The sequence below is a fragment of the Brevundimonas sp. SS2672 genome (assembly GCF_059579685.1).
The window spans coordinates 607,021-629,825 of sequence record NZ_CM184201.1 but is presented as its reverse complement, the minus strand read 5'-3'; the positions used below and the strand labels follow the sequence as shown (position 1 = coordinate 629,825).

The 22,805-nt window shown below is 68.2% G+C and carries 25 protein-coding genes; 17 read left to right on the top strand and 8 right to left on the bottom strand.

Translation table 11 applies throughout. The features are described from left to right. The first annotated feature begins 3 nt into the window (after positions 1–3). Positions 4–930 carry a LytTR family DNA-binding domain-containing protein gene (locus tag AC52GN_RS03075; protein WP_496528145.1) on the top strand — a complete coding sequence of 309 codons (927 nt, stop codon included), beginning with the start codon at positions 4–6 and terminating at the stop codon, positions 928–930. Here the strand turns inward: AC52GN_RS03075 and AC52GN_RS03070 are convergent. Together AC52GN_RS03070 and AC52GN_RS03065 are read right to left on the bottom strand one after the other, a co-directional pair. Beyond that, the gene (locus tag AC52GN_RS03070; protein ID WP_496528144.1) at positions 894–2,090 is read right to left on the bottom strand and encodes an MFS transporter; all 1,197 of its coding nucleotides are present in this window, start codon (positions 2,088–2,090) and stop codon (positions 894–896) included. The two genes, AC52GN_RS03075 and AC52GN_RS03070, sit on opposite strands and share 37 nt — an antisense overlap. 97 nt (positions 2,091–2,187) lie before the next feature. Beyond that, entirely contained in the window at positions 2,188–2,403 is a 216-nt protein-coding gene (locus AC52GN_RS03065) for a DUF4287 domain-containing protein (protein ID WP_312219444.1), read from the bottom strand. A gap of 125 nt (positions 2,404–2,528) precedes the next feature. On the opposite strand from AC52GN_RS03065, the gene AC52GN_RS03060 reads away from it, so the two are divergent. The 6 genes from AC52GN_RS03060 to AC52GN_RS03035 all read left to right on the top strand — a co-directional run bounded on the left by AC52GN_RS03060 (position 2,529) and on the right by AC52GN_RS03035 (position 7,872). Further along, on the top strand, positions 2,529–3,548 hold the full coding sequence (locus AC52GN_RS03060; RefSeq protein WP_496528143.1) for a UbiA family prenyltransferase: 1,020 nt from the start codon (positions 2,529–2,531) through the stop codon (positions 3,546–3,548). Positions 3,549–3,573: 25 nt separating this feature from the next. After that, positions 3,574–4,416, top strand: a complete 843-nt coding sequence (locus tag AC52GN_RS03055) for a DUF3298 and DUF4163 domain-containing protein (RefSeq protein ID WP_496528142.1) — start codon at positions 3,574–3,576, stop codon at positions 4,414–4,416. 174 nt (positions 4,417–4,590) lie between these two features. Beyond that, positions 4,591–5,889, top strand: a complete 1,299-nt coding sequence (gene purB / locus AC52GN_RS03050; RefSeq protein ID WP_496528141.1) for an adenylosuccinate lyase — start codon at positions 4,591–4,593, stop codon at positions 5,887–5,889. Next, a complete protein-coding gene (locus AC52GN_RS03045; RefSeq protein ID WP_496528140.1) occupies positions 5,886–6,626 on the top strand; it encodes a 2OG-Fe(II) oxygenase family protein in 741 nt (246 codons plus the stop codon). The genes purB and AC52GN_RS03045 overlap by 4 nt, the downstream gene beginning before the upstream one ends. 4 nt (positions 6,627–6,630) lie before the next feature. After that, the gene (locus AC52GN_RS03040; protein WP_496528139.1) at positions 6,631–7,137 is read left to right on the top strand and encodes a DNA-deoxyinosine glycosylase; all 507 of its coding nucleotides are present in this window, start codon (positions 6,631–6,633) and stop codon (positions 7,135–7,137) included. A 117-nt stretch (positions 7,138–7,254) separates the two neighbouring features. Further along, positions 7,255–7,872, top strand: a complete 618-nt coding sequence (locus AC52GN_RS03035) for a fasciclin domain-containing protein (protein WP_343830946.1) — start codon at positions 7,255–7,257, stop codon at positions 7,870–7,872. 164 nt (positions 7,873–8,036) lie between these two features. Here the strand turns inward: AC52GN_RS03035 and AC52GN_RS03030 are convergent, their stop codons facing one another. Continuing rightward, positions 8,037–8,360: a DUF1476 domain-containing protein gene (locus AC52GN_RS03030; RefSeq protein WP_291778042.1), complete on the bottom strand. Its 324-nt coding sequence runs from the start codon at positions 8,358–8,360 to the stop codon at positions 8,037–8,039. 261 nt (positions 8,361–8,621) lie between these two features. Between AC52GN_RS03030 and purC the strand changes: the two genes are divergently transcribed. Both purC and purS read left to right on the top strand, forming a co-directional pair. Further along, positions 8,622–9,380 (top strand): phosphoribosylaminoimidazolesuccinocarboxamide synthase, encoded by a 759-nt coding sequence (gene purC / locus AC52GN_RS03025; RefSeq protein ID WP_291778039.1) that lies wholly within the window; start codon positions 8,622–8,624, stop codon positions 9,378–9,380. Beyond that, positions 9,380–9,619, top strand: coding sequence for a phosphoribosylformylglycinamidine synthase subunit PurS (gene purS, locus AC52GN_RS03020; protein WP_286950396.1), 240 nt, complete (start codon positions 9,380–9,382; stop codon positions 9,617–9,619). The genes purC and purS overlap by 1 nt, the downstream gene beginning before the upstream one ends. Before the next feature lie 169 nt (positions 9,620–9,788). Here purS and AC52GN_RS03015 read toward each other — a convergent pair whose 3' ends face one another. Next, positions 9,789–10,958: a class I SAM-dependent methyltransferase gene (locus AC52GN_RS03015; protein ID WP_496528138.1), complete on the bottom strand. Its 1,170-nt coding sequence runs from the start codon at positions 10,956–10,958 to the stop codon at positions 9,789–9,791. A gap of 136 nt (positions 10,959–11,094) precedes the next feature. Here AC52GN_RS03015 and AC52GN_RS03010 point away from each other — a divergent pair, with 136 nt between their 5' ends. The 3 genes from AC52GN_RS03010 (at position 11,095) to purQ (ending at position 13,645) form a co-directional block, all read left to right on the top strand. Continuing rightward, complete coding sequence (locus AC52GN_RS03010; RefSeq protein WP_496528137.1) at positions 11,095–11,577, top strand: YbhB/YbcL family Raf kinase inhibitor-like protein; 483 nt, start codon at positions 11,095–11,097, stop codon at positions 11,575–11,577. 124 nt (positions 11,578–11,701) lie between these two features. Beyond that, complete coding sequence (locus AC52GN_RS03005) at positions 11,702–12,949, top strand: MFS transporter (protein WP_346487289.1); 1,248 nt, start codon at positions 11,702–11,704, stop codon at positions 12,947–12,949. A gap of 33 nt (positions 12,950–12,982) precedes the next feature. After that, the gene (purQ, locus tag AC52GN_RS03000; RefSeq protein ID WP_343830935.1) at positions 12,983–13,645 is read left to right on the top strand and encodes a phosphoribosylformylglycinamidine synthase subunit PurQ; all 663 of its coding nucleotides are present in this window, start codon (positions 12,983–12,985) and stop codon (positions 13,643–13,645) included. Positions 13,646–13,848: 203 nt separating this feature from the next. On the opposite strand, the gene AC52GN_RS02995 is transcribed toward purQ, so the two are convergent. Both AC52GN_RS02995 and AC52GN_RS02990 read right to left on the bottom strand, forming a co-directional pair. After that, positions 13,849–14,943, bottom strand: a complete 1,095-nt coding sequence (locus AC52GN_RS02995) for an aspartyl/asparaginyl beta-hydroxylase domain-containing protein (RefSeq protein ID WP_496528136.1) — start codon at positions 14,941–14,943, stop codon at positions 13,849–13,851. Positions 14,944–14,983: 40 nt separating this feature from the next. Next, positions 14,984–15,223: a hypothetical protein gene (locus AC52GN_RS02990; RefSeq protein WP_496528135.1), complete on the bottom strand. Its 240-nt coding sequence runs from the start codon at positions 15,221–15,223 to the stop codon at positions 14,984–14,986. Positions 15,224–15,344: 121 nt separating this feature from the next. Between AC52GN_RS02990 and AC52GN_RS02985 the strand changes: the two genes are divergently transcribed. From AC52GN_RS02985 to AC52GN_RS02965, 5 genes are all read left to right on the top strand, one after another. Beyond that, entirely contained in the window at positions 15,345–16,142 is a 798-nt protein-coding gene (locus AC52GN_RS02985; protein WP_496528134.1) for a TspO-related membrane protein, read from the top strand. 63 nt (positions 16,143–16,205) lie between these two features. Next, positions 16,206–18,416, top strand: coding sequence for a phosphoribosylformylglycinamidine synthase subunit PurL (purL, locus tag AC52GN_RS02980; RefSeq protein WP_496528133.1), 2,211 nt, complete (start codon positions 16,206–16,208; stop codon positions 18,414–18,416). After that, positions 18,416–18,784 (top strand): indole-3-glycerol-phosphate synthase, encoded by a 369-nt coding sequence (locus AC52GN_RS02975; protein ID WP_496528132.1) that lies wholly within the window; start codon positions 18,416–18,418, stop codon positions 18,782–18,784. Before purL ends, AC52GN_RS02975 begins: the two co-directional genes overlap by 1 nt. Before the next feature lie 146 nt (positions 18,785–18,930). Continuing rightward, on the top strand, positions 18,931–19,935 hold the full coding sequence (locus AC52GN_RS02970; protein ID WP_291778017.1) for a glycosyltransferase family 4 protein: 1,005 nt from the start codon (positions 18,931–18,933) through the stop codon (positions 19,933–19,935). 67 nt (positions 19,936–20,002) lie between these two features. Next, positions 20,003–21,397, top strand: coding sequence for a cytochrome P450 (locus tag AC52GN_RS02965; protein WP_496528131.1), 1,395 nt, complete (start codon positions 20,003–20,005; stop codon positions 21,395–21,397). Here AC52GN_RS02965 and AC52GN_RS02960 read toward each other — a convergent pair. Both AC52GN_RS02960 and AC52GN_RS02955 read right to left on the bottom strand, forming a co-directional pair. Further along, positions 21,394–22,215 (bottom strand): TIGR00282 family metallophosphoesterase, encoded by an 822-nt coding sequence (locus tag AC52GN_RS02960; RefSeq protein ID WP_125901736.1) that lies wholly within the window; start codon positions 22,213–22,215, stop codon positions 21,394–21,396. The two genes, AC52GN_RS02965 and AC52GN_RS02960, sit on opposite strands and share 4 nt — an antisense overlap. A gap of 10 nt (positions 22,216–22,225) precedes the next feature. Further along, a complete protein-coding gene (locus AC52GN_RS02955; protein WP_496528130.1) occupies positions 22,226–22,771 on the bottom strand; it encodes a 5-formyltetrahydrofolate cyclo-ligase in 546 nt (181 codons plus the stop codon). Positions 22,772–22,805: the final 34 nt, after the last annotated feature.

Below are 22,805 nucleotides of genomic sequence, written 5' to 3'. Positions count from 1 at the left end.
GAAATGACGGAAACGACGCCATCCGTCGTGCCTCGGGCGCCTCACGTCCGGCAAGGCGCAGGGGCCGTCCGGTCAGACTCGGGGGCCGGACCGCTGGCGCCAGGGACGAGCGGCGCGGCCGCCGGGACGAACGGGGCGGACCGGCGCGACCTGCTGACCGGCGCGCCGATCATCATCGCCGTCACCCTGGGCTTTCTCGTCGTCAACGCCCTGACGGTTCAGGCCGACTGGCCGAGCCTGCGGTCATGGGCGCCCTGGGTGTGGGAAGGATCGAGCGCCCTGGCCCTGGCGTTGCTGATCTGGCTGCCGTGGATGGCGGCCGCCGCCGCGCCGACGGACCTGTTGCATGACGGCTGGCGCGCGCGAGGGCGGTTCCTGGCCCTGCACCTGGGCGCCGTCTGCCTCTACAGCCTGCTGCACGTCCTGATGATGGTGGCGATGCGGCACGGCGTCTACGCCCTGATGGGCGAGGTCTATGACTATGGCCCGCCCGTCGAGCGCTTCGTCTATGAACTGCGCAAGGATCTGCTGAGCTACACCCTGTTCGTCGGGACCTTCTGGGGCGTGCGCGGCCTGCGCGAGGCGCGCGAGACGCCGCTGCGGCCCGTCAGCTTCGACATCCGCGACGGAGCGCGGCTGATCCGGGCGCCGCTGAACGACATCCTGGCCGCAACCTCGGCGGGCAACTACGTCGAGTTCGTCCTGGCCGACGGGCGCAGGCCGCTGATGCGCGTCACCCTGGCGGCGGTCGAGGGCGAACTGGCGCGCTTCGGCTTCGTGCGAACGCACCGGGGCTGGCTGGTCAACGCCGCGCGGATGACCGGACTGCGGCCTGAAGGCTCGGGCGACTGGACGGTGGAGCTGGGCGCCCTGGACGTCCCGCTGTCACGTCGTTACTCCGAGGCGCTGGAGCGGCTGCGCGCCGCCTGAAGCCGCATCCACCCCGCGATGCCCAGGGCGCAGACAAGGCTCAGCACCGCGCCGACCGCAAAGGTCGCCTGCGGCCCGAAACCGTCCCACAGCAGGCCCGCCGCCACATTGCCCGCCAGGGCGATCAGGCCCGAGATCAGGGCGAACAGGCCGAACGCCGAGCCGCGCAGATGGGCGGGAGCCGCATCGGCGATCAGGGTCATCAGCAGGCCCTGGGAAAAGCCCATGTGCAGGCCCCACAGGGCCACGCCCAGATAGAAGACGACCTGATCGCTCGCCAGCGCCAGCGCCACATCGGCGGCGGCCAGGAAGACCAGGCTGAGCAGCAGCAGGGAGGTGCGGCCGATGCGGTCCGACAGCGCCCCCACCGGGAAGGCGGCCAGGCCGAACACCAGGTGCAGCAGGACGATGGCCGCCGGCGCGAAGGCGGCGGGGACGCCGACGTCCAGCCCCTTCATCAGCAGGAAGGACTCGCTGAACCGCGCCAGGCCGATCACCGCCGTCAGGGCGATCATGGTCCAGGTGGCGGCGTCCAGACGCAGCGCCCCCTTCAGGTTGGGCGGCTTCCTGGCGCCCTCGTCGGGACGCGGCGGGTCGGACACGCCGCCGACCAGCAGGACCACGGCCAGGAAGGCGGGGATGGAGGCCAGCCAGAACACCGCCTTGATATCGTTCGCCAGCACCACCATCAGCCCGATCGCCAGCAGCGGGCCGACGAAGCCGCCGACCGTATCCAGCGATTTTCTCAGGCCGAAGGCGCGTCCACGAATGTCCGGCGGCGTCACGGCGGCCACCAGGGCGTCGCGCGGGGCGGTGCGGACGCCCTTGCCGATCCGGTCCACGCCCTTGGCCAGCAACACCCCCTCGACCGAGGCCGCCAGAGGGAAGATCGGCTTGGACAGGGCCGCCAGTCCATAGCCCGCGACCGCCAGCCACTTGGGCCGCGAAATACGATCCGACCAGAAGCCCGACAGGAACTTCACCGCCGTCGCCACGACGACGGAAAAGCCTTCGACCAGACCGATCATCACCGCCGAGGCGCCGAGCCCCACCACCAGATAGATGGGCAGAAGCGTCTGGATCATCTCCGACGAGACATCCATCAACAGGCTGACGAGGCCCAGAATCCAGACGCTGCGGGGGATGGAGCTGCGAGCCATTCGCGCCCAGTGGCGGATACGGCGCTCACTGTCCAGCCTGGGCCGCAAACTTCATAAATCTGAGACTTCGCCTTTCCGCCAGATGGCGGTCAGAGCGCTATTTCAGTCCGTCTTCCGCCAGGGTGTGCGCCACAAGGGCGTTGGCGTGGCCGTGTCCCATGTCGTGCTCGTTCTTCAACATGGCGACCAGTTCCATGTGCTTGGCCGGGTAGCCGGCGCGGATCTCCGCCTTCCACTCGGCGACGGGGCGGCCGTACTTCTTCTCGATGGAGGGGAAATAGGACGCTGGGCCCTTGATCGGCGCTTCGGTCATCGGCGGCTCGCTTCTGTCTGATCGCAAGTAAAGGCGGTGCGGCGAGCCGATGCAACCGTCTGGAGAGACGCCGGTTCGAAGCCCCCTCTTCACCCGCAGCGTCATCAAGGTCTAAGACGGTCGGCATGAACACAGCCCCGCTTCCCGACGCCGCCGGCCAGAACTGGGTCGACCGTCATGCGCCCGAGCGTCTGAAGCCCTGGCTGAAGCTGGGCCGCTTCGACCGGCCGATCGGGACGTGGCTGCTGCTGCTGCCCGGCTGGCAGGGGATCATGCTGGCGCTGAACCAGTATGATCGGCCGTTCGGCGGCTATGAACTGTGGCTGGTCGTCGGCTTCGCCGTCGGCGCCGCCCTGATGCGCGGGGCGGGCTGTGCGGTGAACGACATCGTCGACCGCGACTTCGACGCCCAGGTGGCGCGCACCGCCCTGCGCCCCATTCCGGCGGGCCAGATCAGCGTCAAGCAGGCCTGGGCCTTCGTCGGCGCCCTCAGCCTCATCAGCCTGTGCATCCTGCTGACGATGAACCTGACGTCGGTGCTGCTGGGCGCCCTGTCGCTGGGGCTGGTGGCGGCCTATCCCTTCATGAAGCGCATCACCTGGTGGCCGCAGGCCTGGCTGGGCCTGACCTTCAACTGGGGCGCCCTGCTGGGCTTCGCCGCCGCGACGGGCGGGCTGTTCGCGCTCGGCTGGCTCTATGTCCTGAGCGTGAAGGCCAGCGGGGACAGCTACTGGATGGCTGAAGGCCTGAACCGCATGGGGAACGTCGCCCTGTCCGCGGGGCTGCTCTACGCGGGCGGCGTCTTCTGGACCCTGGGCTACGACACGATCTACGCGCTGCAGGACATCGAGGACGACGTCATGGCCGGGGTGAAGTCCTCGGCGCGGGCGCTGGGCGGCAAGGTGAAGGAAGGCGTGGCCGTCTTTTACATCCTGGCCGTGGCCCTGGCGGGCGCGGCGGGCTACGTCGCCGGTCTGGGGCCGGTCTTCTATCTCGGTCTGGCGCTCTACGCCCTGCATTTCGTCTGGCAGGTGCGGCGGCTGCAGCCGGACGATCCGAAACTTTCCCTGCGTCTTTTCAAGTCGAATCGCGATGCGGGGTTGATCCTTCTGGCCGCCATCGCGTTCAACGGCCTAGCTTTCTGATCGAACCGTTCCAAAGGAGCCCGGCATGATCCCTTCGCGCCCCCTTCGCGTCCTTCTCGTCACCGCCGCCGTCGCGGCCTCGCTCGCCGCCTGCCAGCGCAATGAGAAAAAGGACACGCCCGCCGCGCCGGCCGCCTCCGCCCACGCCGTCGAGGGGCCGCTGAAGTACGACAGCGCCACGCCCTACGCCAAGGTCAGCCTGAGCCTGCCCGAGGCCGTGCTGTCCTATCCGGCGCTCTACACCCCGCTGTACCGCGACGAGGTGGCCAAGCTGAAGGAATACGCCGAGGGCGCCCAGGCCGACCGCACCGAGGCCGGATCGCCCGAAGGCATGCCCCCCTACGAGAAGACCATCGTCTACGGCGCCCCGATCGAGACCGGCCGCCTGTTCAGCCTGATGCGGACCGACTTCGACTACTCGGGCGGCGCCCACCCGAACACGGTGGCCACCGGCCTGCTGTGGGACAAGGCCGAGACCCGCCGCATCGCCGCGGCCGACCTGTTTGCGGATCGCGCCGACACGACCAATCTGGAGCGCGCCCTCTGCCAGGCGGTGAACACCGCCAAGACCAAGCGCCCCGGCTCCACGCCGGTCTCGACCACGGGCGACATGTGGGCCTGCCCCAAGCTGAAGGACGTGGCCGTGACGCTGGCTCCGGGCACGGTTCCGGGCAAGGCGGGCGGCCTGACCTTCCTGCTCGACGCCTATGCGGTCGGCCCCTATGTCGAGGGCGCCTATTATCTGACCCTGCCGCTGTCGGCCTTCCAGAGCGCCCTGTCCCCGGAATACGCGGGCGAATTCCAGGGCGAGCCGACCAAGGCGGGCGACGTCACCGACGACCTGCGGCTGAAGGCGCCCGCCGCCTGATCCGCGATCCGTCCTGTCTCTTGAGGAAGGCGTCGATCAGGGGATCGGGATGACGCCCCCCTGTCCGGCCCTTCCTGCGACTGGCTTCGCCGACCGCCCTTCCCCTCACGGGGGAAGAAGGATTGGAGCGCCCCGTCTTGACTCACCGGCCCTCTCGCCCGACACGACCGGTCCATGATCACGCGCTATTCCCGCCCCGACGCCGTCGCCATCTGGTCGCAAGAGACCAAGTACAAGATCTGGTTCGAGATCGAGGCCCACGCCGCCACCAAGATGGCCGAGCTGGGCGTGATCCTGAAGGAATCGGCCGAGGCCATCTGGGCCAAGGGCAAGGACGCAAACTTCGACGCCGACCGCATCGACGAGATCGAGCGCACCACCAAGCACGACGTCATCGCCTTCCTGACCCATGTGTCGGAAATCGTCGGCGAGGAAGCCCGCTTCCTGCACCAGGGCATGACGTCGTCGGACGTACTGGACACATGTTTCGCGGTGCAGCTGGCGCGCTCGACCGACCTGCTGCTGGGCGGCGTCGACCGCGTCCTGGCCGCGCTGGAGACCCGCGCCAAGGAGCACAAATACACCCCGACCGTCGGCCGCTCGCACGGCATCCACGCCGAGCCTGTCACCTTCGGCCTCAAGCTGGCCGGCTATCACGCCGAGTTCCAGCGCGCCAAGCGCCGCCTGATCACCGCCCGTGAAGAGATCGCCACCTGCGCCATCTCGGGCGCCGTCGGCACCTTCGCCAACGTCGATCCGGCGGTTGAGCAATATGTCGCCGACCAGATGGGTCTGGCCGTCGAGCCCGTCTCGACCCAGATCATCCCGCGTGACCGCCACGCCGCCTATTTCGCGGCGCTCGGCGTCGTCGCCTCCTCCATCGAACGGCTGGCCACGGAAATCCGCCACCTGCAGCGCACGGAAGTCCTCGAAGCCGAGGAGTTCTTCGACAAGGGCCAGAAGGGCTCGTCGGCCATGCCGCACAAGCGCAACCCGATCCTGACCGAGAACCTGACGGGCCTGGCCCGTCTGGTCCGCTCGGCCGTGACCCCGGCGATGGAGAACGTCGCCCTGTGGCACGAGCGGGACATCAGCCACTCCTCGGTCGAGCGCGGCATCGGCCCGGACGCCACCATCCACCTGGACTTCGCCCTGCACCGTCTGGCGGGCGTGATCGAACGCCTGAACGTCTATCCCGAGAACATGCAGAAGAACCTCGACCGCCTGGGCGGCCTGGTCTTCTCGCAGCGGGTCATGCTGGCCCTGACCCAGGCGGGCGTCTCGCGTGAGGACGCCTATGCGGCGGTTCAGGAGAACGCCATGAAGGTCTGGCGCGGCGAAGGCGTCTTCATCGACTTCCTCAAGGCCGACCCGCGCGTCACCCTGCCCCACGACCAGTTGGAGGCCCTGTTCGACCTCGGCTACCACACCAAGAACGTCGACGTGGTCTTCGACCGGGTGTTCGGGGCGTGATTCCGGCAGGCGGCCTGGCGCTCAACCCCGCTCTGGTCGCCGCCGACCACGCGGAAATCTACGCCCGCGACGGCATGGTGCAGATCGGCGACTTCCTGACCAAGGAAAGCGCCGAATGGCTGGCCTCGACGCTTGAGCAGGCGACGCCCTGGCGGCTTGCTCTGTCACACCAGGGCAAGGGCCAGATGCTGAGGCCTGAAGATGCGCGCACCCTGGGCGCCGCAGAACTGCAGCGGCGGGTCGCCGCCGCCGGCGCGGACGCCGCCAACGGCTTCGCCTTCATCTACCAAGCCTACCCGATCATAAGCGCCTTGCTGGACGGCGAAGACCCTGGTCACCCGACCCATGTCCTTGCCGAATTTTTCAACAGTCCAGCCTTCCTGGCCTTCGCCCGCGCCGTGACAGGCGAAGCCAGCCTGACCAAGATCGACGCTCAGGCGACCTGTTTCCAACCGGGCAACTTCCTGACCCTGCATGACGATACGGGCGATGGGGAACGACGCGCGGCCTACACCCTGGGCCTGACCCGCGAGTGGCGCGCCGACTGGGGCGGCCAACTTCTGTTTCACGACGAAGACGGGGACGTCCTGCGGGGTTTTAAGCCGCGCTTCAACGCGTGGACCGTGTTCCGCACCCCCCAGATTCACTCCGTATCGCAGGTCGCCAACTACGCCGCCAAACCCCGCCTGACCGTGACCGGCTGGCTAAGGGACGACCCGCCTCACAAATCGAGCTGAAAGGATGGACTGGGGCAACGCGCGACGCCACGCCTTCCCGCCCGTCTTCGGCGTACACGCTCGCGTCCTGATTCTGGGCAGCCTGCCAGGCGAGGCCTCTTTAAAAGCGGCGCAGTATTATGCCCACCCGCAGAACAGCTTCTGGCGACTGATGGGAAGCCTGCTGGGTCAACCGGACCTCGCCTCCTTGCCTTACGAGGCGCGGCTGGAAAGCCTGAAGGCCGCGCGGGTCGGTCTTTGGGACGTGATCGCCTCGGCCGAGCGCAAGGGCAGTCTGGACGCCGCCATCCGCACGCCCGAGGCGGCCGATCTGATCGCCCTGACGCACCGCCTGCCCGACCTGCGAGCGATCGCCTTCAACGGCGGAACCGCCGCGCGACACGGGCGGCGCATCCTGGAAGGCGCGACGACCGCCGCCCTGATCGACCTGCCGTCGTCCAGTCCGGCCCACGCCCGCGCCTTCGAGGAAAAGCTCGCCCATTGGCGGATGCTCGAACCCTATCTGGGCTGAAGGTTCACGCGCGACGCCTGAAAATTTGGACCCGCTCGCATCCTTTTGCGTATCTGGGCCGTATCCCTTCCACCGGGGCCATGTCGTCCCGTGCGCCGCTATCGAAGGAGAGACGCCATGAATATCCGCATTGCAGTACTCGCCGTGTCCAGCGTCGCCGTCTTGACCCTGGCCGCCTGCGGTCAGAACGACGGCAAGAAACAACCGTCCATGATCGAGGGCCCCACGCCTTCGGCCGTTCCCGCCACGACCGAACCCATGGTCGGCGGCGCCGCGATGAATCCTTCCGACAACCTGGTCGCCAACGCGTCCAAGGCTCCCAACCTGACCACCCTGGTCAGCGCGCTTCAGGCCGCCGGCCTGACCGAGCGCCTGCAGGGCCCCGGCCCCTTCACGGTCTTCGCCCCTGACAACGCCGCCTTCGACAAGATTCCCGCCGCCACGCGCGAGAGTCTGATGCAGCCGGCCCAGAAGGCTGAACTGACCAAGATCCTGACCTATCACGTGGTGCCGGGCCGTTTGACCGCCGCCGATATCGCCGCCCAGGCCCAGGCCAACGGCGGAACCGCGACCCTGACCACGGTTCAGGGCGAGAAGCTGACGGTCAAGGACGCCGGCGGCGGCCAGTGGCGGATCACCGACGCCAAGGGCGGAACCTCGACCATCACCCAGGCCGACATCGCCCAGTCGAACGGCGTGGTCCACGTCGTGGACACGGTGCTGATGCCGAAATAGGCGCCGGATCGAACCGAACCGATCGAACTGATAGGCCTCAGGCGCGTTGATCAGATGCGCCCCGGCGCCTCCGGTCACCCCCGTTTCCCCGGCGGGAGGCAGATCGAAGAAGGGCCGCAACCGTCGCCGGTTGCGGCCCTTCTGTCATCGGGTGGCGATACGCCCTATTCGCCGGCGCGGATTTGTTCGCGCGCGATCGACGCCAGTTCGTCCATCTTGGAGCGAAGCTCGCCCTCGGACACCGTCATGCCCGAGGCCTTGAAATCGCCGGCCACCTTGCGGAAGACGTCTTCCTCGCCCGGCTGCTCGAAGTCGGCGCGGACCACGGCGGCCGCGTATTGCTCGGCGCTTTCGGTCGACAGGCCCATCTTCTCGGCCGCCCACAGGCCCAGCATCTTGTTGCGACGCGCGATGGCCTTGAATTCCTGTTCCTGATCGAGGGCGTACTTGGCCTCGAAGGCCTGTTCCCGATCGTCGAAGGTCGTCATGCGCGTCGTAACTCCAGTCACGGGCCAGTCTCGCCCGCAAACGGCTCTATGGCCCCCGGCGCGAGCGAACGCAACCAGACTTCGGTCGCGGATGCTGACGCAGGGTCGCTTCAGGATATTTGTGTCACAGACGCCCTTCGGTTAAAGGGCGCGTGGTTCTATTAGAGCCGCCGTCGATTCAAGGACCGCGCCGCCCCGACCTTCGGGCCGCGCGTTTTTCGTTTTGAGGCCGTCCGTTTCCTTCCCGTCCGGGACCCGAAGATGAACACCAAGCGCAAGAAGCTCTACGAGGGCAAGGCCAAGATCCTGTACGAAGGGCCTGAGCCGGGCACGCTGATCCAGTATTTCAAGGACGACGCGACCGCCTTCAACGCGCAGAAGAAGGCAACCCTGGAAGGCAAGGGCGTCATCAACAATCGCATCAGCGAATTCATCATGTCGCGCCTGAACACGATCGGCGTGACCAACCACTTCATCAAGCGTCTGAACCTGCGCGAGCAGCTGATCCGCGAAGTCGAGATCATTCCGCTGGAAGTCGTCTGCCGCAACGTCGTCGCCGGTTCGCTGGCCCAGCGCCTGGGCCAGGAAGAGGGCACGCCCCTGCCCCGTTCGATCATCGAATTCTATTACAAGAAGGATGAGCTGAACGACCCAATGGTGACCGAAGAGCACATCACGGCGTTCAACTGGGCCACCACCCAGGAACTGGACGACATCCTGGCCATGACGGTGCGGGTGAACGACTATCTGTGCGGCATGTTCGGCGCCGTCGGCATCACCCTGGTCGACTTCAAGATCGAGTTCGGCCGCGTGTGGGAGAACGACTTCAGCCGCGTCATCCTGGCCGACGAGATCAGCCCCGACTCGTGCCGCCTATGGGATTCGACCACGGGCGAGAAGCTGGACAAGGACCGCTTCCGCCGCGACATGGGCGACGTCATCGAAAGCTACACCGAGGTGGCCCGCCGCCTCGGCATCATGAAGGACATGCCGACCGTGATTCAGGGAGGGCTGCATTAATGGCCAAGGTTAAAGTTCACGTCTTCCTCAAGCCCGGCGTCCTGGACGTCCAGGGCAAGGCCGTCGAAGGCGCCCTGCAGGGTCTGGGCTGGAACGGCGTGTCGAACGCCCGCGTCGGCAAGCTGATCGAGTTCGACCTCGACGACGCCGTCGCCGACAAGGAGGCCGAGGTGAAGCGCATGTGCGACACCCTGCTGGCCAACACCGTCATCGAAAGCTACCGGATCGAAGTCGCCTGAGGCGCCTTATCCTTCTCCCCTCGGGGGAGAAGGTGGCTTGCGGAGCAAGACGGATGAGGGGGCCGCCGGCCTGGCCCTCGACATCAACCGTTCTGCACGCTGACACAGCCCCCTCATCCGAGCGCCTGCGGCGCCCACCTTCTCCCCCGAGGGGAGAAGGATCAGGCGATCACCCGCACAGATAATCCCGGCTCAGCGGCACGGCGGTCTGTTTTTTCGTCAGTTGCAGCTGGAAGACCATGTGGCCCAGTTCGCGGAAGGCGACCTCGCTGCAGGCCAGATAGAATTCCCACATCCGGCAGAAGCGCTCGTCATACATGGCCCGCGCCTCGCCGCGCCGGGCCAGAAACCGCTCGCGCCAATGCCGCAAGGTCTCGGCGTAATGCAGACGCAGCACCTCCATGTCCGTGACCCACAGGCCCGCCCGCTCGATGGCGGGCAGCACTTCCGACAGCGCCGGAATATAGCCGCCGGGGAAGATGTATTTGCGGATCCAGGGCTGGGTGCGATTGGGCGGCGAGTTACGGCCGATCGCGTGGATCACCGCCACCCCGTCGTCATCCAGCAGGCGGGCGACGGTGTCGAAATACTCCTGATAGTTCGGCGCGCCGACATGTTCGAACATGCCGACCGAGATGATGCGATCAAAGGTCTGGTCCAGGTCGCGATAGTCCTGAAGCCGGAAGTCCGCCCGGTCCGTGACGCCCAGAGCCGCCGCACGCTCATTGGCCGTCCGGTGCTGCTCTGTCGACAGGGTGACGCCCGTCACCCGCGCCCCGCGCTCGACCATGGAAAGCCCCAGCCCGCCCCAACCGGCGCCGATGTCCAGGGCGCGATGCCCCGGCTCCAGCAACAGCTTGTCGATAAGGCGGCGCTTCTTGGCGACCTGGGCCTGCTCCAGGCTAGCGTCCGGCGTCTCGAAGAAGGCGCAGGAATATTGCAGGTCGTCGTCCAGAAACAGGCGGTAGAAGTCGACCGTCAGATCATAGTGGTGATGCACATTGCTGCGCGCGTTCAGTCGATCATTGGCCTGCTCGGCGCCACGCTTGATCCGCTGCATCCAGGTCATCTTCGGCGCGCGCGGACGCAAGGCCATCTGCGAGGCGGCCAGTTCCAGAAACTCATAGATGCCGCCGCCCTCGACCTGGAATGTTCCATCCATGAAGGCTTCGCCCAACGCCAGGTCAGGATTGGCGGCGATGGCGACGGCCGCCTTCATATCGGTCAGCACGGCCGTCAGTTCCGGCTCGCCCGGCCCTGCCGTCAGCTCGCGGCCGTCGGGAAATCGCACCCGGATCGACCGCGTCTGAAAGGTTCGGTCCAACAGGGCTTGCAGCATCCCGTTCCTCCGCTCATCAAGACAGCTTGACCTTAGCTAGGGACAGAATGTCGCGACGCAACGTCCGTGACCAGTCTTTCGTTAGTCCTGTTTCAGTTTCGGCGACCTGATCCGCCGCCAAAGGGAGAACGCCGCCATGAGCTTCACTGTCAACTCGACCGCCTTTTCTGACGGAGGGGTCCTGCCTGACGCCCAGGTCAAGGCGCTGGGCGACACGTCGCCGCAGCTCTCATGGTCGGGCGCCCCGGAGGGGACCAGGAGCTTCGCCGTCACCTGTTATGACCCTGACGCGCCGACCGGATCGGGTTTCTGGCACTGGACCGTCGCCAACATTCCAGCCGATGTCGCCGAACTGGCGGCCGGCGCGGGCGCGGTCGGCGGGGCGAACCTGCCCAGGGGCGCCGTCCAGGGCCGCACCGACTACGGCGAGGCCGGTTTCGGCGGCGCCGCCCCGCCCCCAGGCCACGGCCCGCACCGCTACATCTTCACCGTCTTCGCCGTGGATGTGGACCGGCTGGACGTGACGGAAGACAACTCGGGCGCGGTCTTCGGCTTCAACCTGCACTTCCACACCCTGGCCAAGGCGTCGATCACAGCGACCTACGAAAACCGGAGCTGACGCCCGGCCTCCCGAGGCATGGACACAAAGCGTGATAAGCGCTTCGACGCCGCTCCGGTTGATGCCGTGGGCCGCGTTCCTATTTTGCAGCGCAACCTCCCCTTTTGCTGCATTGCGATACCTCATGGCCCCTGCCGACGCCGCCCCCTGCCTCGACGAAACCGGCTGCATCACGGCCGGTCGCGACATCGAGCGTGTGGCCGAGCCGGGCAAGACGGCGCTGGTGCTGCTGGCCCTGGCCATGGGCGGCTTCGCCATCGGCGTGACCGAGTTCGCGGCCATGAGCGTCCTGCCCGACTTCGCCGCAGGCCTGGGCGTCAGCGAACCCAAGGCGGGCCACGTCATCAGCGCCTATGCCGCCGGGGTGGTGGTCGGGGCGCCGATCCTGGCCGTGCTGGGCGCGCGCCTGCCGCGCTGGCTGCTGCTGATCGGCTTCATGGCCCTGTTCGCGGTCGGCAACGCGCTCAGCGCCATCGCCCCGACCTATGAGTGGATGCTGGCCTTCCGCTTTCTCAGCGGCGTGCCGCACGGGGCCTATTTCGGGGTGGCGGCGCTGGTGGCGGCGTCGCTGGTTCCTCTGCGCCTGAGAACCCGCGCGGTCTCGACCATCCTGCTGGGCCTGACGGTCGCCACGGTGATCGGGGTGCCGGTCGCCAACGCCGTCAGTCATGAGTTCGGCTGGCGCTGGACCTTCGCCATCGTCAGCGTGCTGGCGGTGCTGACCATGGCGCTGGTCGCCCTGTTCGCGCCGCGCGATCCGGCCCATCCCGACGCCAGTCCCTGGCGCGAACTGGGGGCCCTGAAGCGCGGCCAGGTCTGGCTGACGCTGGGCGTCGGCGCCGTCGGCTTCGGCGGCATGTTCGCGGTCTACGCCTACCTGGCCTCGACGCTGAAGGCGGTGACGGGCGTGGGGCCTGAGGTCCTGCCCTGGGTCTTCGCCCTGTTCGGTCTGGGGATGATGGCGGGCAATCTGCTGGGCGCCTGGGCCGCCGATCGCTTCGGCATGCTGGCGGCGGGCGGCCTGTTGCTGTGGAGCGCGGCGGCGTTGGCCCTCTACCCCTTCGCCGCGCCGCATCTGTGGGCGGTGATGATCGTGGTGCTGCTGATCGGCGGCGGCGGCGGGCTGGGCTCGGTGCTGCAGACCCGGCTGATGGACGTGGCCGGCGACGCCCAGACCCTGGCCGCCGCCCTGAATCACTCGGCCTTCAACACGGCCAACGCCATCGGCCCCCTGCTGGCGGGCATGGCGGTGGCGGCGGGCTGGGGCTGGACCTCGACCGGCTGGGTCGGCGTCGCCCTGTCGCTGGGCGGTTTCGCGGTCTGGGCGGTCGCCTGGACCACCGGTCGCAAGACGCCGCAAAGCGACGCCTGACATTCTCCACGAAGGGTGCTAGGAGGCCCGGTCATGAGCGCAGCCGTCATCGTCTTCCCCGGTTCCAACTGCGATCGCGACTGCAAGGTCGCCGTCGAACGTTCCACTGGCGAACAGGTCCAGATGGTCTGGCACGCCGAGACCGAACTGCCCAAGGGCCTCGATCTGATCGTGCTGCCGGGCGGGTTCTCCTACGGCGACTATCTGCGCTGCGGCGCGATGGCGGCCCAGGCCCCGATCATGCAGGCGGTCAAGAAGGCCGCCGACGACGGCGTCACCGTGGTCGGCATCTGCAACGGCTTCCAGGTCCTTTGCGAAGCCGGGATGCTGCCGGGCGCCCTGATGCGCAACAGCAGCCTGAAATACATCTGCAAGCCCATCAGCATCACCGTCGCCAACGGCCAGACGCGCTTCACCTCGGGCTATCAGGGCCAGCGCGAAATCGTCATGACCCAGGGCAACGCCGACGGGAACTATTACGCCGACGCCGAGACGCTGAAGCGCATCGAGGGCGAGGGCCAGGTGGTCTTCCGCTACGTCGACAACCCCAACGGCTCGGTCGCCGACATCGCCGGCCTGCAGAACGAGCGCGGCAACGTCCTGGGCATGATGCCCCACCCGGACCGCGCGTTCGAAGCCGAACTGGGCAGCGCCGACGGCGCGACCCTGTTCCAGAGCATCTACGCGGCGGCCTGACCGGCGCCATCGCCGGCCGTCGCCCCGATTGCCGTCATCCTCGGGCTTGACCCGAGGATCCAGCTGCATGACATCTGACGTCGCGCCTCAAACGGCCTTCATCCAGCAGCACCACGGCTGACGTTGCGACTCGACGAGCCTTGACCCACGGCGAAGGGGCTGGATCCTCGGGTCAAGCCCGAGGATGACGGCGGAGGGCGGCCTCATGCCCCCAACTTCGGCGCAGCCGCGCCGCTGGCGTCGATGGTGGCGAACAGGGCGCGGATCAGGTCCTGCTCCTCGGCCGTGATCTCGGGCTTCCAGACATCGAAGATCAGGATGGTGCGGTCCTGGTCGCTGTCGTTGGCGGCCTCGTGCTCGATCGTGTCGTCGAAGGCCCAGGCCTCGCCCGCCCTCCACTGGCGCTCCTCGCCGCCGACACGGAACCAGCAAGCCGGCGGCACGACCAGCGGCAGGTGACAGATCAGCCGCGTGTTGATCAGGCCGTGATGCGGCGGGATGGTCGCGCCCGCCTGCAGTTTCGAGAACAGGATCGACGGCGAACGGCTGGGGATACGGCACAGGGGCGCCGCCGCCAGCGCCTTCATCGTCTGCGGGCAGCGCGCCGCGATCTCAGGAACCTCGACCCCGTCCTTCCACAGGAAGACCGCGCTCCAGGCGTCATTGCCCAGCAGCCCCGCCTGATCGTTCCGGGGCCGGTTGGAGCGGTCCTCGATATAGGGTGCGAACAGCGCCGGTTCGGCCAGGATGGCGTCGAGTTCGGCGCGGATGGCGGGCGCCGCCGCCTCGATCTCGGCCAGCCAGGCGACGGTCTCGCGCGGCTGGAACTCGATCTGCGGCAGGCCGGGAAACATGTAGAATTTCGGCTGCTGGTAGTAGAGCCGCCGCTTGCCCGTCATCAGATCCAGAGAGGCGGCGAAGCGTGAGCTGGAGGTTGCGGGGTCGAAGCCGCGCCTGGCCAGCCCGTCGCGCAGACCCTGCTCGAAGCGACGAGCGCCCTCGGCCTGGGCTGCGGCGGCGTGTTGCAGTTCCGCCCGCAGGTCCGGCGGCGGGGCGGCGATCGCCCGACCCTGAGCCAGGGCGGCGCCGTAGAAGCTCATGGCCGAGCGATGATCCCCCTGGGCGCTGAGGGCGTCGCCCTTGAACACCAGGGCGCGCGGCTCGCGCGGGTTGATCCGCAACAGCGCCTCGGCCGCCGCCGCCAGGGCCGCAGCGTCCGACCGCTCGCGCGCCCGCCGCGCCTCGCGCAAGAGGGCGTCGACCTGAAGTCGTGGATCAGGGGAGCGAACGTCGGTCATGGGAGGATGGAACCGCCCTCCATCGCGACGGTCAAGCGTCTCAGTCGCCCTTGCGATCCAGGACGCTGGCGCTGCGGCCGGCGTCGCCGACCTCGACCTCTTCCTCGATCGGTTCGCCGTCCTCGTCGGTCGCGCGCTCCAGCGTGCCTTCGGCGCCGGATTCGTGAATGGCGGCCAGTTCGCGAGCGCCGACGCCCAGGCCCTGCTCCAGGGCGCGATTGGTCTCGACCTCTTCCTCGAGCGTCTGTTCAATGGGGTCCGGTTTGTCGGGGTCGGTCATGACGGCCTCCTTCTCAATGGCCTGAAAGCAAGGCGGGAGGACCGGTCGCGGTTCCATGCCCCGCCGATGAACCTTCTTCGGCGCCGCGCGTAGATACGGCGAAGCTGAGCCGGAGAGACGCATGACCGCCATCGAACGCCCCACCCCCGCCCAGCAGACGCGCCGCCTGGCCGTGCTGGCCGCCGCCGTCTTCGCCGTCATCGTTCCCATCGTTCAGGCCCTGGGCGGTTTCGGCCTGAGCCAGGCGGAGTTCGCCGCCGACGGAAACCAGACGTTGCGGGTGGCCGGTTACGCCTTTTCGATCTGGAGCCTGCTCTATCTGGGCCTGCTGATCTACGCCGGGCGTCAGGCCCTGCCCCAGACGGGCGAAAGCGTCCTGATCAACCGCATGGGCTGGCCGTCGGTCGTCGCCTTCTTCGGCATCGGCTTCTGGATCATCATGGCGGCGCTGAACCTCAAGGCGGCCAGCGTCATCGTCATCTTCGCCTCGCTCCTGGCCCTGCTGCTGCCGATGCTGGCCAGCGCACGCACGATCCGCGCGACCGGGGCGATGGAGCGGGACCGCTGGTTCCTGATCTGGCCGCTGGCGGCGCTGGCCGGGTGGCTGACCGTGGCGGCGCCGCTGAACCTGATCACCGTGGCGACGGCGTTTGAGGCCCTGCCCGCCGCCCTGTCGCCGACCGGCTGGGCCGTGCTGGCCGTGGCTATCACCACCCTTGTCGGGATCGGCGTGACCTGGGCCTTGCGGACCCTGGCCTATCCCCTGCCCATCGCCTGGGGCCTGGTCGGCGCCTTCGTGGCCGAGCAGGAGGTCAAGCCGGTGCTGGCCTTTACGACCCTGGCGGCGGCCTTCGTCGTGGTGGTGGCCGGCGTCATCGTCACCTTCGGCCTGAGGCGCGGAATCGAACGCCGTCGTTGAGTCTCGCCAAGGCCGCTTCGGATGGGCTGACAGACGCCCCAGAGACGGCTAGAAGGCCCGCCCATGAGCGCGCCCCAAAAGACCATCGCCCAGCTGGCCGAAGAGTACGGCCTCGCCCCCAATGAATATCAGGTCCTGCTGGACCGGCTGGGCCGCGAGCCCAACCAGGTCGAGCTGGGCGTCTTCTCGGTCATGTGGTCCGAGCACTGCTCCTACAAGTCGTCGAAGAAGCAGCTGATGAAGTTCCCGGTGACGGGCGAGCGCGTCATCTGCGGCCCCGGCGAGAACGCCGGCGTGATCGACATCGACGACGGCGACGCCTGCATCTTCAAGATGGAGAGCCACAACCACCCCTCCTACATTGAGCCCTATCAGGGCGCGGCGACGGGGGTGGGCGGCATCATGCGCGACGTCTTCACCATGGGCGCGCGCCCGGTGGCCCTGCTGAACGCCCTGCGCTTCGGCGATCCGTCGCATGAGAAGTCCAAGCGTCTGGTCAAGGGCGTGGTCAGCGGCATCGGCGGCTACGGCAACTGCGTCGGCGTGCCGACCGTCGCGGGCGAGACGAATTTCCACGCCGGGTACAACGGCAACATCCTGGTCAACGCCATGTGCGTCGGCCTGGCCCGCGCCGATGAGATCTATTATTCGGCCGCGCCGGAAGCGGGCCACGACGTGGTTTACTTCGGCTCAAAGACCGGCCGCGACGGCATCCACGGCGCCACCATGTCCTCGGCCGAGTTCGACGACGAGTCGGACGCCAAGCGCCCGACGGTGCAGGTCGGCGACCCCTTCGCCGAGAAGCTGCTGATCGAAGCCACGCTGGAGCTGATGGCCTCGGGCGCCGTGGCCGCCATTCAGGACATGGGCGCGGCGGGCCTGACCTCGTCGTCCGTCGAGATGGCGGGCAAGGGCGGCGTCGGCGTCGAGCTGGATCTGGACAAGGTGCCCCAGCGCGAAACCGGCATGACCGCCTATGAGATGATGCTATCGGAATCGCAGGAGCGCATGCTGGCCGTGCTGAAGCCCGGCTATGAAGACGTCGGCTATCGCATCTTCCAGAAGTGGGATCTGGACTTCGCCATTATCGGCAAGACGACCAACACCGGCCATCTGGTGCTGAAGCATCACGGCGAGGTGGTCTGCGACGTGCCGCTGGCCCCGCTGTTCGACGACGCGCCCCTGTATGACCGTCCGTGGGTCCAGCCCGAGCTGCAACCGCGCCTCGACCCGGCGGAAGTCCCCGCGCCGGAAAGCTGGAACGACGCCGTGCTGAAGGTCGTCGCCTGCCCCGACATGGCGTCCAAGCGCTGGATCTGGGAGCAATACGACCGCCACGTCATGGCCGACACGCTTCAGGATTCCTCGACCGGCGCCGACGCGGGCGTGATCCGCGTCCACGGCACGGAAAAGGGCCTGGCCGTCACCAGCGACTGCACCCCGCGCTATGTCCAGGCCGACCCCTATGAAGGCGGCAAGCAGGCGGTGGCCGAGGCGTGGCGCAACCTGACCGCCGTCGGATCGCGTCCCATCGCCATCACCGACAACCTGAACTTCGGCAACCCGCAGCGGCCCGAGATCATGGGCCAGATCGTGCGCGCCACCGACGGCATGGCCGAGGCCTGCCGCGAGCTGGACTTCCCGGTCGTGAGCGGCAACGTCAGCCTCTATAACGAGACCAACGGCGTCGCCATTCCGCCGACACCGACCGTCGGCGCCGTGGGCCTGCTGACCAACTACGACGTGACCACCGGCTTCGGCGGCGCAGCCGAGGGCGACCAGCTGGTGCTGATCGGCCAGACGCACGGCGAACTGGGCGCCTCCATCTATCTGCGCGAAGTTCTGGGCCGCGAGGACGGAGCCCCGCCGCCGGTCGACCTGAAGCTGGAACGCAAGACCGGCGACTTCGTGCGCGGCCTGATCGAGGCGGGCGAACTGACGGTCGTTCACGACCTGTCGGACGGCGGCCTGGTCGGGGCGGCGGCGGACATCGCCCTGGCCTCGGACGTCGGCATCGAACTGAACGCCTCCAGCCAGGCTCACGCCCACGCCTTCCTGTTCGGCGAGGACCAGGCTCGCTATCTGGTCGCCGTGGCGGACGCCGACGCCCTGATCGCCAAGGCCCAGGATGCGGGGCTGCACGCCTCGGTCGTGGGTCTGGTCAAGGGAACGGACTTCGCCTCCTCGGGTCCGAAGGGCGAGCTGTTCCGCCTGCCGGTCGCTCACCTGCGCGAGTTCCACGAAGGCTGGATGCCGAATTGGATCGAAGGCTGATGCGAGCCGCCGTCCTCACCCTCGTCGTCGCCGGCGCAGCCCTGCTGTCGGCCTGCGAGTTCGAGGGCGGCGATCCCGTCCAGCACGCCCTGCGCGATGCGGCCGCCGCCCGGCAGGCCGCCGCGCTGAAGACCACCGAGGAAGAAGAGGTCCAGGCGATCCGTCGCCCGACCGCCTCCGGCCCGGCCCTGCATGAGCCGGATGAACTGTCGCGACTGATCGCCGCACGACGCCAGGCGGTGGAGGAGACCCGCGCCGCCCTGGCCGCCGTCGCCGATCCGGCGCTGAAAGCCCAGTTGGCCGAAGATCTGAAGGCCGAGGAAGCCAGTCTGCGCGCGCTTGAAGCGCGTCGCGCCGCACAACCTTAAGGCGGATTGTCAGCAGCCGTTCATGTTGATGGTGTAGGGCGCTCGGCATAGCCAAGCCCCGACGGAGCCCTCCGCTGAAAGTCGCTGTCGTCCTGCCTTCCGGTTGCCGCTTCTCCGCATCCCAGCCGAATTCCATGGAGACGGTCGTGCGGACTCTGGCTCGCGGCGCGCAGAAGGCGGAACTCCGCATCTTCTGCTGCGAGGGCGCTGACGACCACGGCGACCTGCCGGCCCACCGCCTGCCCAGCGACAGGAAGCGGATGGCGGCGCTTGAAAAGGCGCTGAGCGACTATCAGCCGGATGTGATCGAATTCCATCAGCAGCTCCGACAGGCCCTTCATATCGCCCGCCGGTTTCCGCGCGCCACGCGGGTTCTCTATCGGCACAATGCGCTGAAGTCCCCACGCACCCCGCTTGATCGCTGGCGTTACGAGCGGCGCTTTCGCCAGTTGGACGGCCTGGTCTTCGTCAGCGAGGCCGGGCGGCGGGAATTCCTGCACGACTTTCCGCGCCAGGAGCCGAAGGCCTTCGCCGTTCCCAATCCGATCAGCGTCGATCTGTGGCGGGCGCCGGTCGAGAACCGCGAGCCTGTGATCGCCTTCGCCGGTCGCGCCATGCCGGAAAAGGGGGTGCACCTGATCTGCGCCGCCCTGCCCGCCGTGCTGGAGCGCCATCCGGACTGGCGCGCCGTGCTGATGCTCAACGACTGGGACAAGCACGCCGCCTGGGCCGCGCCGCACGTCGCGCCGTTGGAGCAGTTCGGCGATCGCGTATCGGTGCTGAAGTCCGCGCCGCTGGGCGAGGTCCAGGCGGTGATGCAACGGGCGGCCATCGCCCTGACGCCTTCGGTCTGGGCCGAGCCCCTGGGTCTGACCGCGCTGGAGGCCCATGCGGCGGGGGCGGCCCTGATCTCGTCGGGACGCGGCGGCCTGCGCGAAGCCAGCGGCCCGCACGCCGTCTATGTCGACGACCTGACCGCCGAAGGACTGGCTGCGGCGATGGACGGTCTCATCGGCGATCCCGAACGACGCCTGGCGCTGGCCCGGGCCGCACAGACCTATGTCCTGCAGACCCACGCTCCCCAGCGTCGCGCGACGCAACTCCACGACCTGCGTGAACGGTTGCTCAGCGCCAGGCGTTTGGCGGGATAGCCTCGAAGCCCCTTCATTTTGACATTATAGTCAATAAATATGGAGTCGACCTGAGAAGGAGCGCTCCATGACAGACGCCGCCGCCTCGACCTTCCGTCCCTGGACGCCGCCGCGCCGGACCGCGCGGATGAGCCTGCTGCCCTTCCTGTGGCAGAGCTGGCGCGATCCGCTGCAGATCTGGGGCGAGGCGCATTTCAGGGAGCTCTACATCAGCGGCCAGTCGCCGCTGGGACGGTCGCTGGTGGTCAGCGACCCGGCCGGCGTGCGTCATGTCCTGACCGACAACGCCGCCAACTATGTGAAGGGCGACCTGCAAAGACGGGTGCTGGGGCCCATGCTGGCCGACGGCCTGCTGCTGACCGAGGGCGAGCAGTGGCGGCGGCAACGCCGCATCATGGCGCCGCTCTTCACGCCCGCCTACACCGCCCGAACGGCGGAAATCATGGATGGGGTCTGCCGCCGCCGGGTCGAGGGCTGGCGCCTGCCGCACCACGGCGCGCGCGTGCTGAACATCGACAGCGAGATGAGCGGCCTGACCTTCGACATCCTGTCGGCGACCATGTTCTCCGACGACCTGGACGGCGACGCCGCCGGGTTTGAAAGGGCCTTGAACCAGTATCTGTCGGTCGGGGCGCGGATCAGTCCGCTCGATGCGCTGAAGGCGCCCGACTGGATCCCGCGTCTGGGCCGCGTGGCCTCGGGCGGGGCGGCGCGCTTCTTCGAGGAGCGGGTGGCGGCCCTGGTGGCGCGACGGCGCGCCCGCCTGACCCACGGCGACGCGCCCGACGACCTGCTGACCGCCCTGCTGAACGCCCGGGATGAAGAAGGCGACGGTTCGGGCCTGTCGGATCATGAGGTCGCCTCCAACATCCTGACCTTCATCCTAGCGGGACATGAGACGACGGCCAGGACCCTGGGCTGGACCCTGCACCTGATCAGCCGCGACCGCCGCGTGGCCGACATTCTGAAGGCCGAGGCGGACGGCTGGGACCGCAGTCCGGCGGGCGTGCGCGACCTGATCTGGCACCGTGCGGTGATCGAGGAGGCCATGCGTCTGTTTCCGCCCGCCCCCGCCATGATCCGGCAGGCGCTGGAGGACGACGAGATCGGCGGCCATGAGGTGGAGGCGGGTCAGAGCGTGCTGATCGCGCCCTGGGTCATCCATAGGCATGAGAAGTTGTGGGTCGAGCCCGACGCCTTCCGCCCCGAACGCTTCCTGCCCGAGAACCGCAAGTCGATCGATCGCTACGCCTGGTTGCCCTTCAGCGGCGGCCCGCGCATCTGCATCGGCGCCGCCTTCGCCATGCAGGAGGCGGTGATCGCCCTGGCCGAAATCCTGAAGGCCGCCGAGGTCGAGGCCATCACCCCGATCGAGCCCCGCCCCATCCATCAGGTCACCCTGCGCAGCCAGCGGACCCTGCGCCTGCGGCTCAGGGCGCGGAAGCGGGCCGCTGCGGCCTAGACCTGCGGGATCGCCTGGCTGAGACGGCCGCCGACGCGGATCGGCTCGACGCGCTTGGCCAGGCCGGTGCGGTCATCGGTCTCGACGAAGACGCCGCATATGGTGGCCGGACCGCTGGCCGGGGTGTAGCGCCCGCCCGACAGGCGGGTGGTGAAGCGGCGCAGGGGCTCTTCCTTGTCGTTGCCGATGACCGAGTCGTAGTCGCAGCAGCCGCCCGCGTCGGTCTGATAGGCCGTGCCGTGAGGCAGGATCTGGGCGTCCGCCGTCGGGACGTGGGTGTGGGTGCCGACCACCAGGCTGGCCCGGCCGTCGCAGAAGTGGCCCATGCCCATCTTCTCGCTGGTCGCCTCGGCGTGCATGTCGACGATGACGGCGTCGGCGACGACGCCCAGAGGCGCGGCCTCCAGCTCGCGCTCCACGGCGCTGAAGGGGTCGTCCATCGGGTCCATGTGGACGCGGCCCAGAACGTTGATGACCAGCACTCGGCGCCCGTCCGGCGTGACGAAGACGTCGGCGCCGCGTCCCGGCGCATCCATCAGGCGCGGATAGTTGGCCGGCCGGATCAGGCGCGGCTCGCGCACGATATAGGTCAGGGCTTCGCGCTGGTCCCAGCTGTGGTTGCCCAGCGTCAGGACGTCGGCCCCGGCGTTGAAGATGTCGTTGGCGGTGTTCTCGGTGATGCCGAAGCCGCCCGCGGCGTTCTCTGCATTGACCACCACGAAATCGAGCCTGAGGTCGCGCCTCAGCCCCGGAAGGTGGTCCGAAAGTCCGTCGCGCCCGGACTTGCCAACCACGTCGCCGAAAAAAGCCAGTCTCATTGGGGGAGCCTCATGGGAAGGCTCTATAGCCGGTCTCGTTCAGAACGCCATGCAAACGGATGTCATGCTGCTCCAGATCCAGGCGTTCGACCGCCTGTCCGGCATAGGCGAAGCCGATACGCCGGGCATCGGGCAGCGCCGCGAAGGTCCGGTCGTAGTAACCGCCGCCCTGCCCCAGCCGCCCGCCGTGAGCGTCGAAGGCCAGCAGGGGCGTCAGGATCAGGTCGGGCGTCACCACCTCGCCGAGAGGCAGGGGCGCGGGGCACCCGGCCGCGTCCAGCTCCAGCGGCTCGCCCGGCGCCCAGGCGCGGAAGATCATGGCCGCGTCGCGCTCCAGCACCACCGGCAGGCACAGACGACGCCCCGCCTGATGCAAGACATTGGCGAGAACGTCCGTATCCAGCTCCGATCCCATGGCGCGGTAGAGGGCGACGATCTCGCCGGAAGGAAGGGCGTCGGCATGGCCTGCGGCGCGCTCGGCCGCCTCGGGGTCGGCCTCGGCCAGACGCTTGCGAAGCGCGCGCATGGCGGCGCGAAGTTCGTGCTTGGGGGTCATCGCCGCTCGGCCCTTCGCCAATCCCACCGTCATC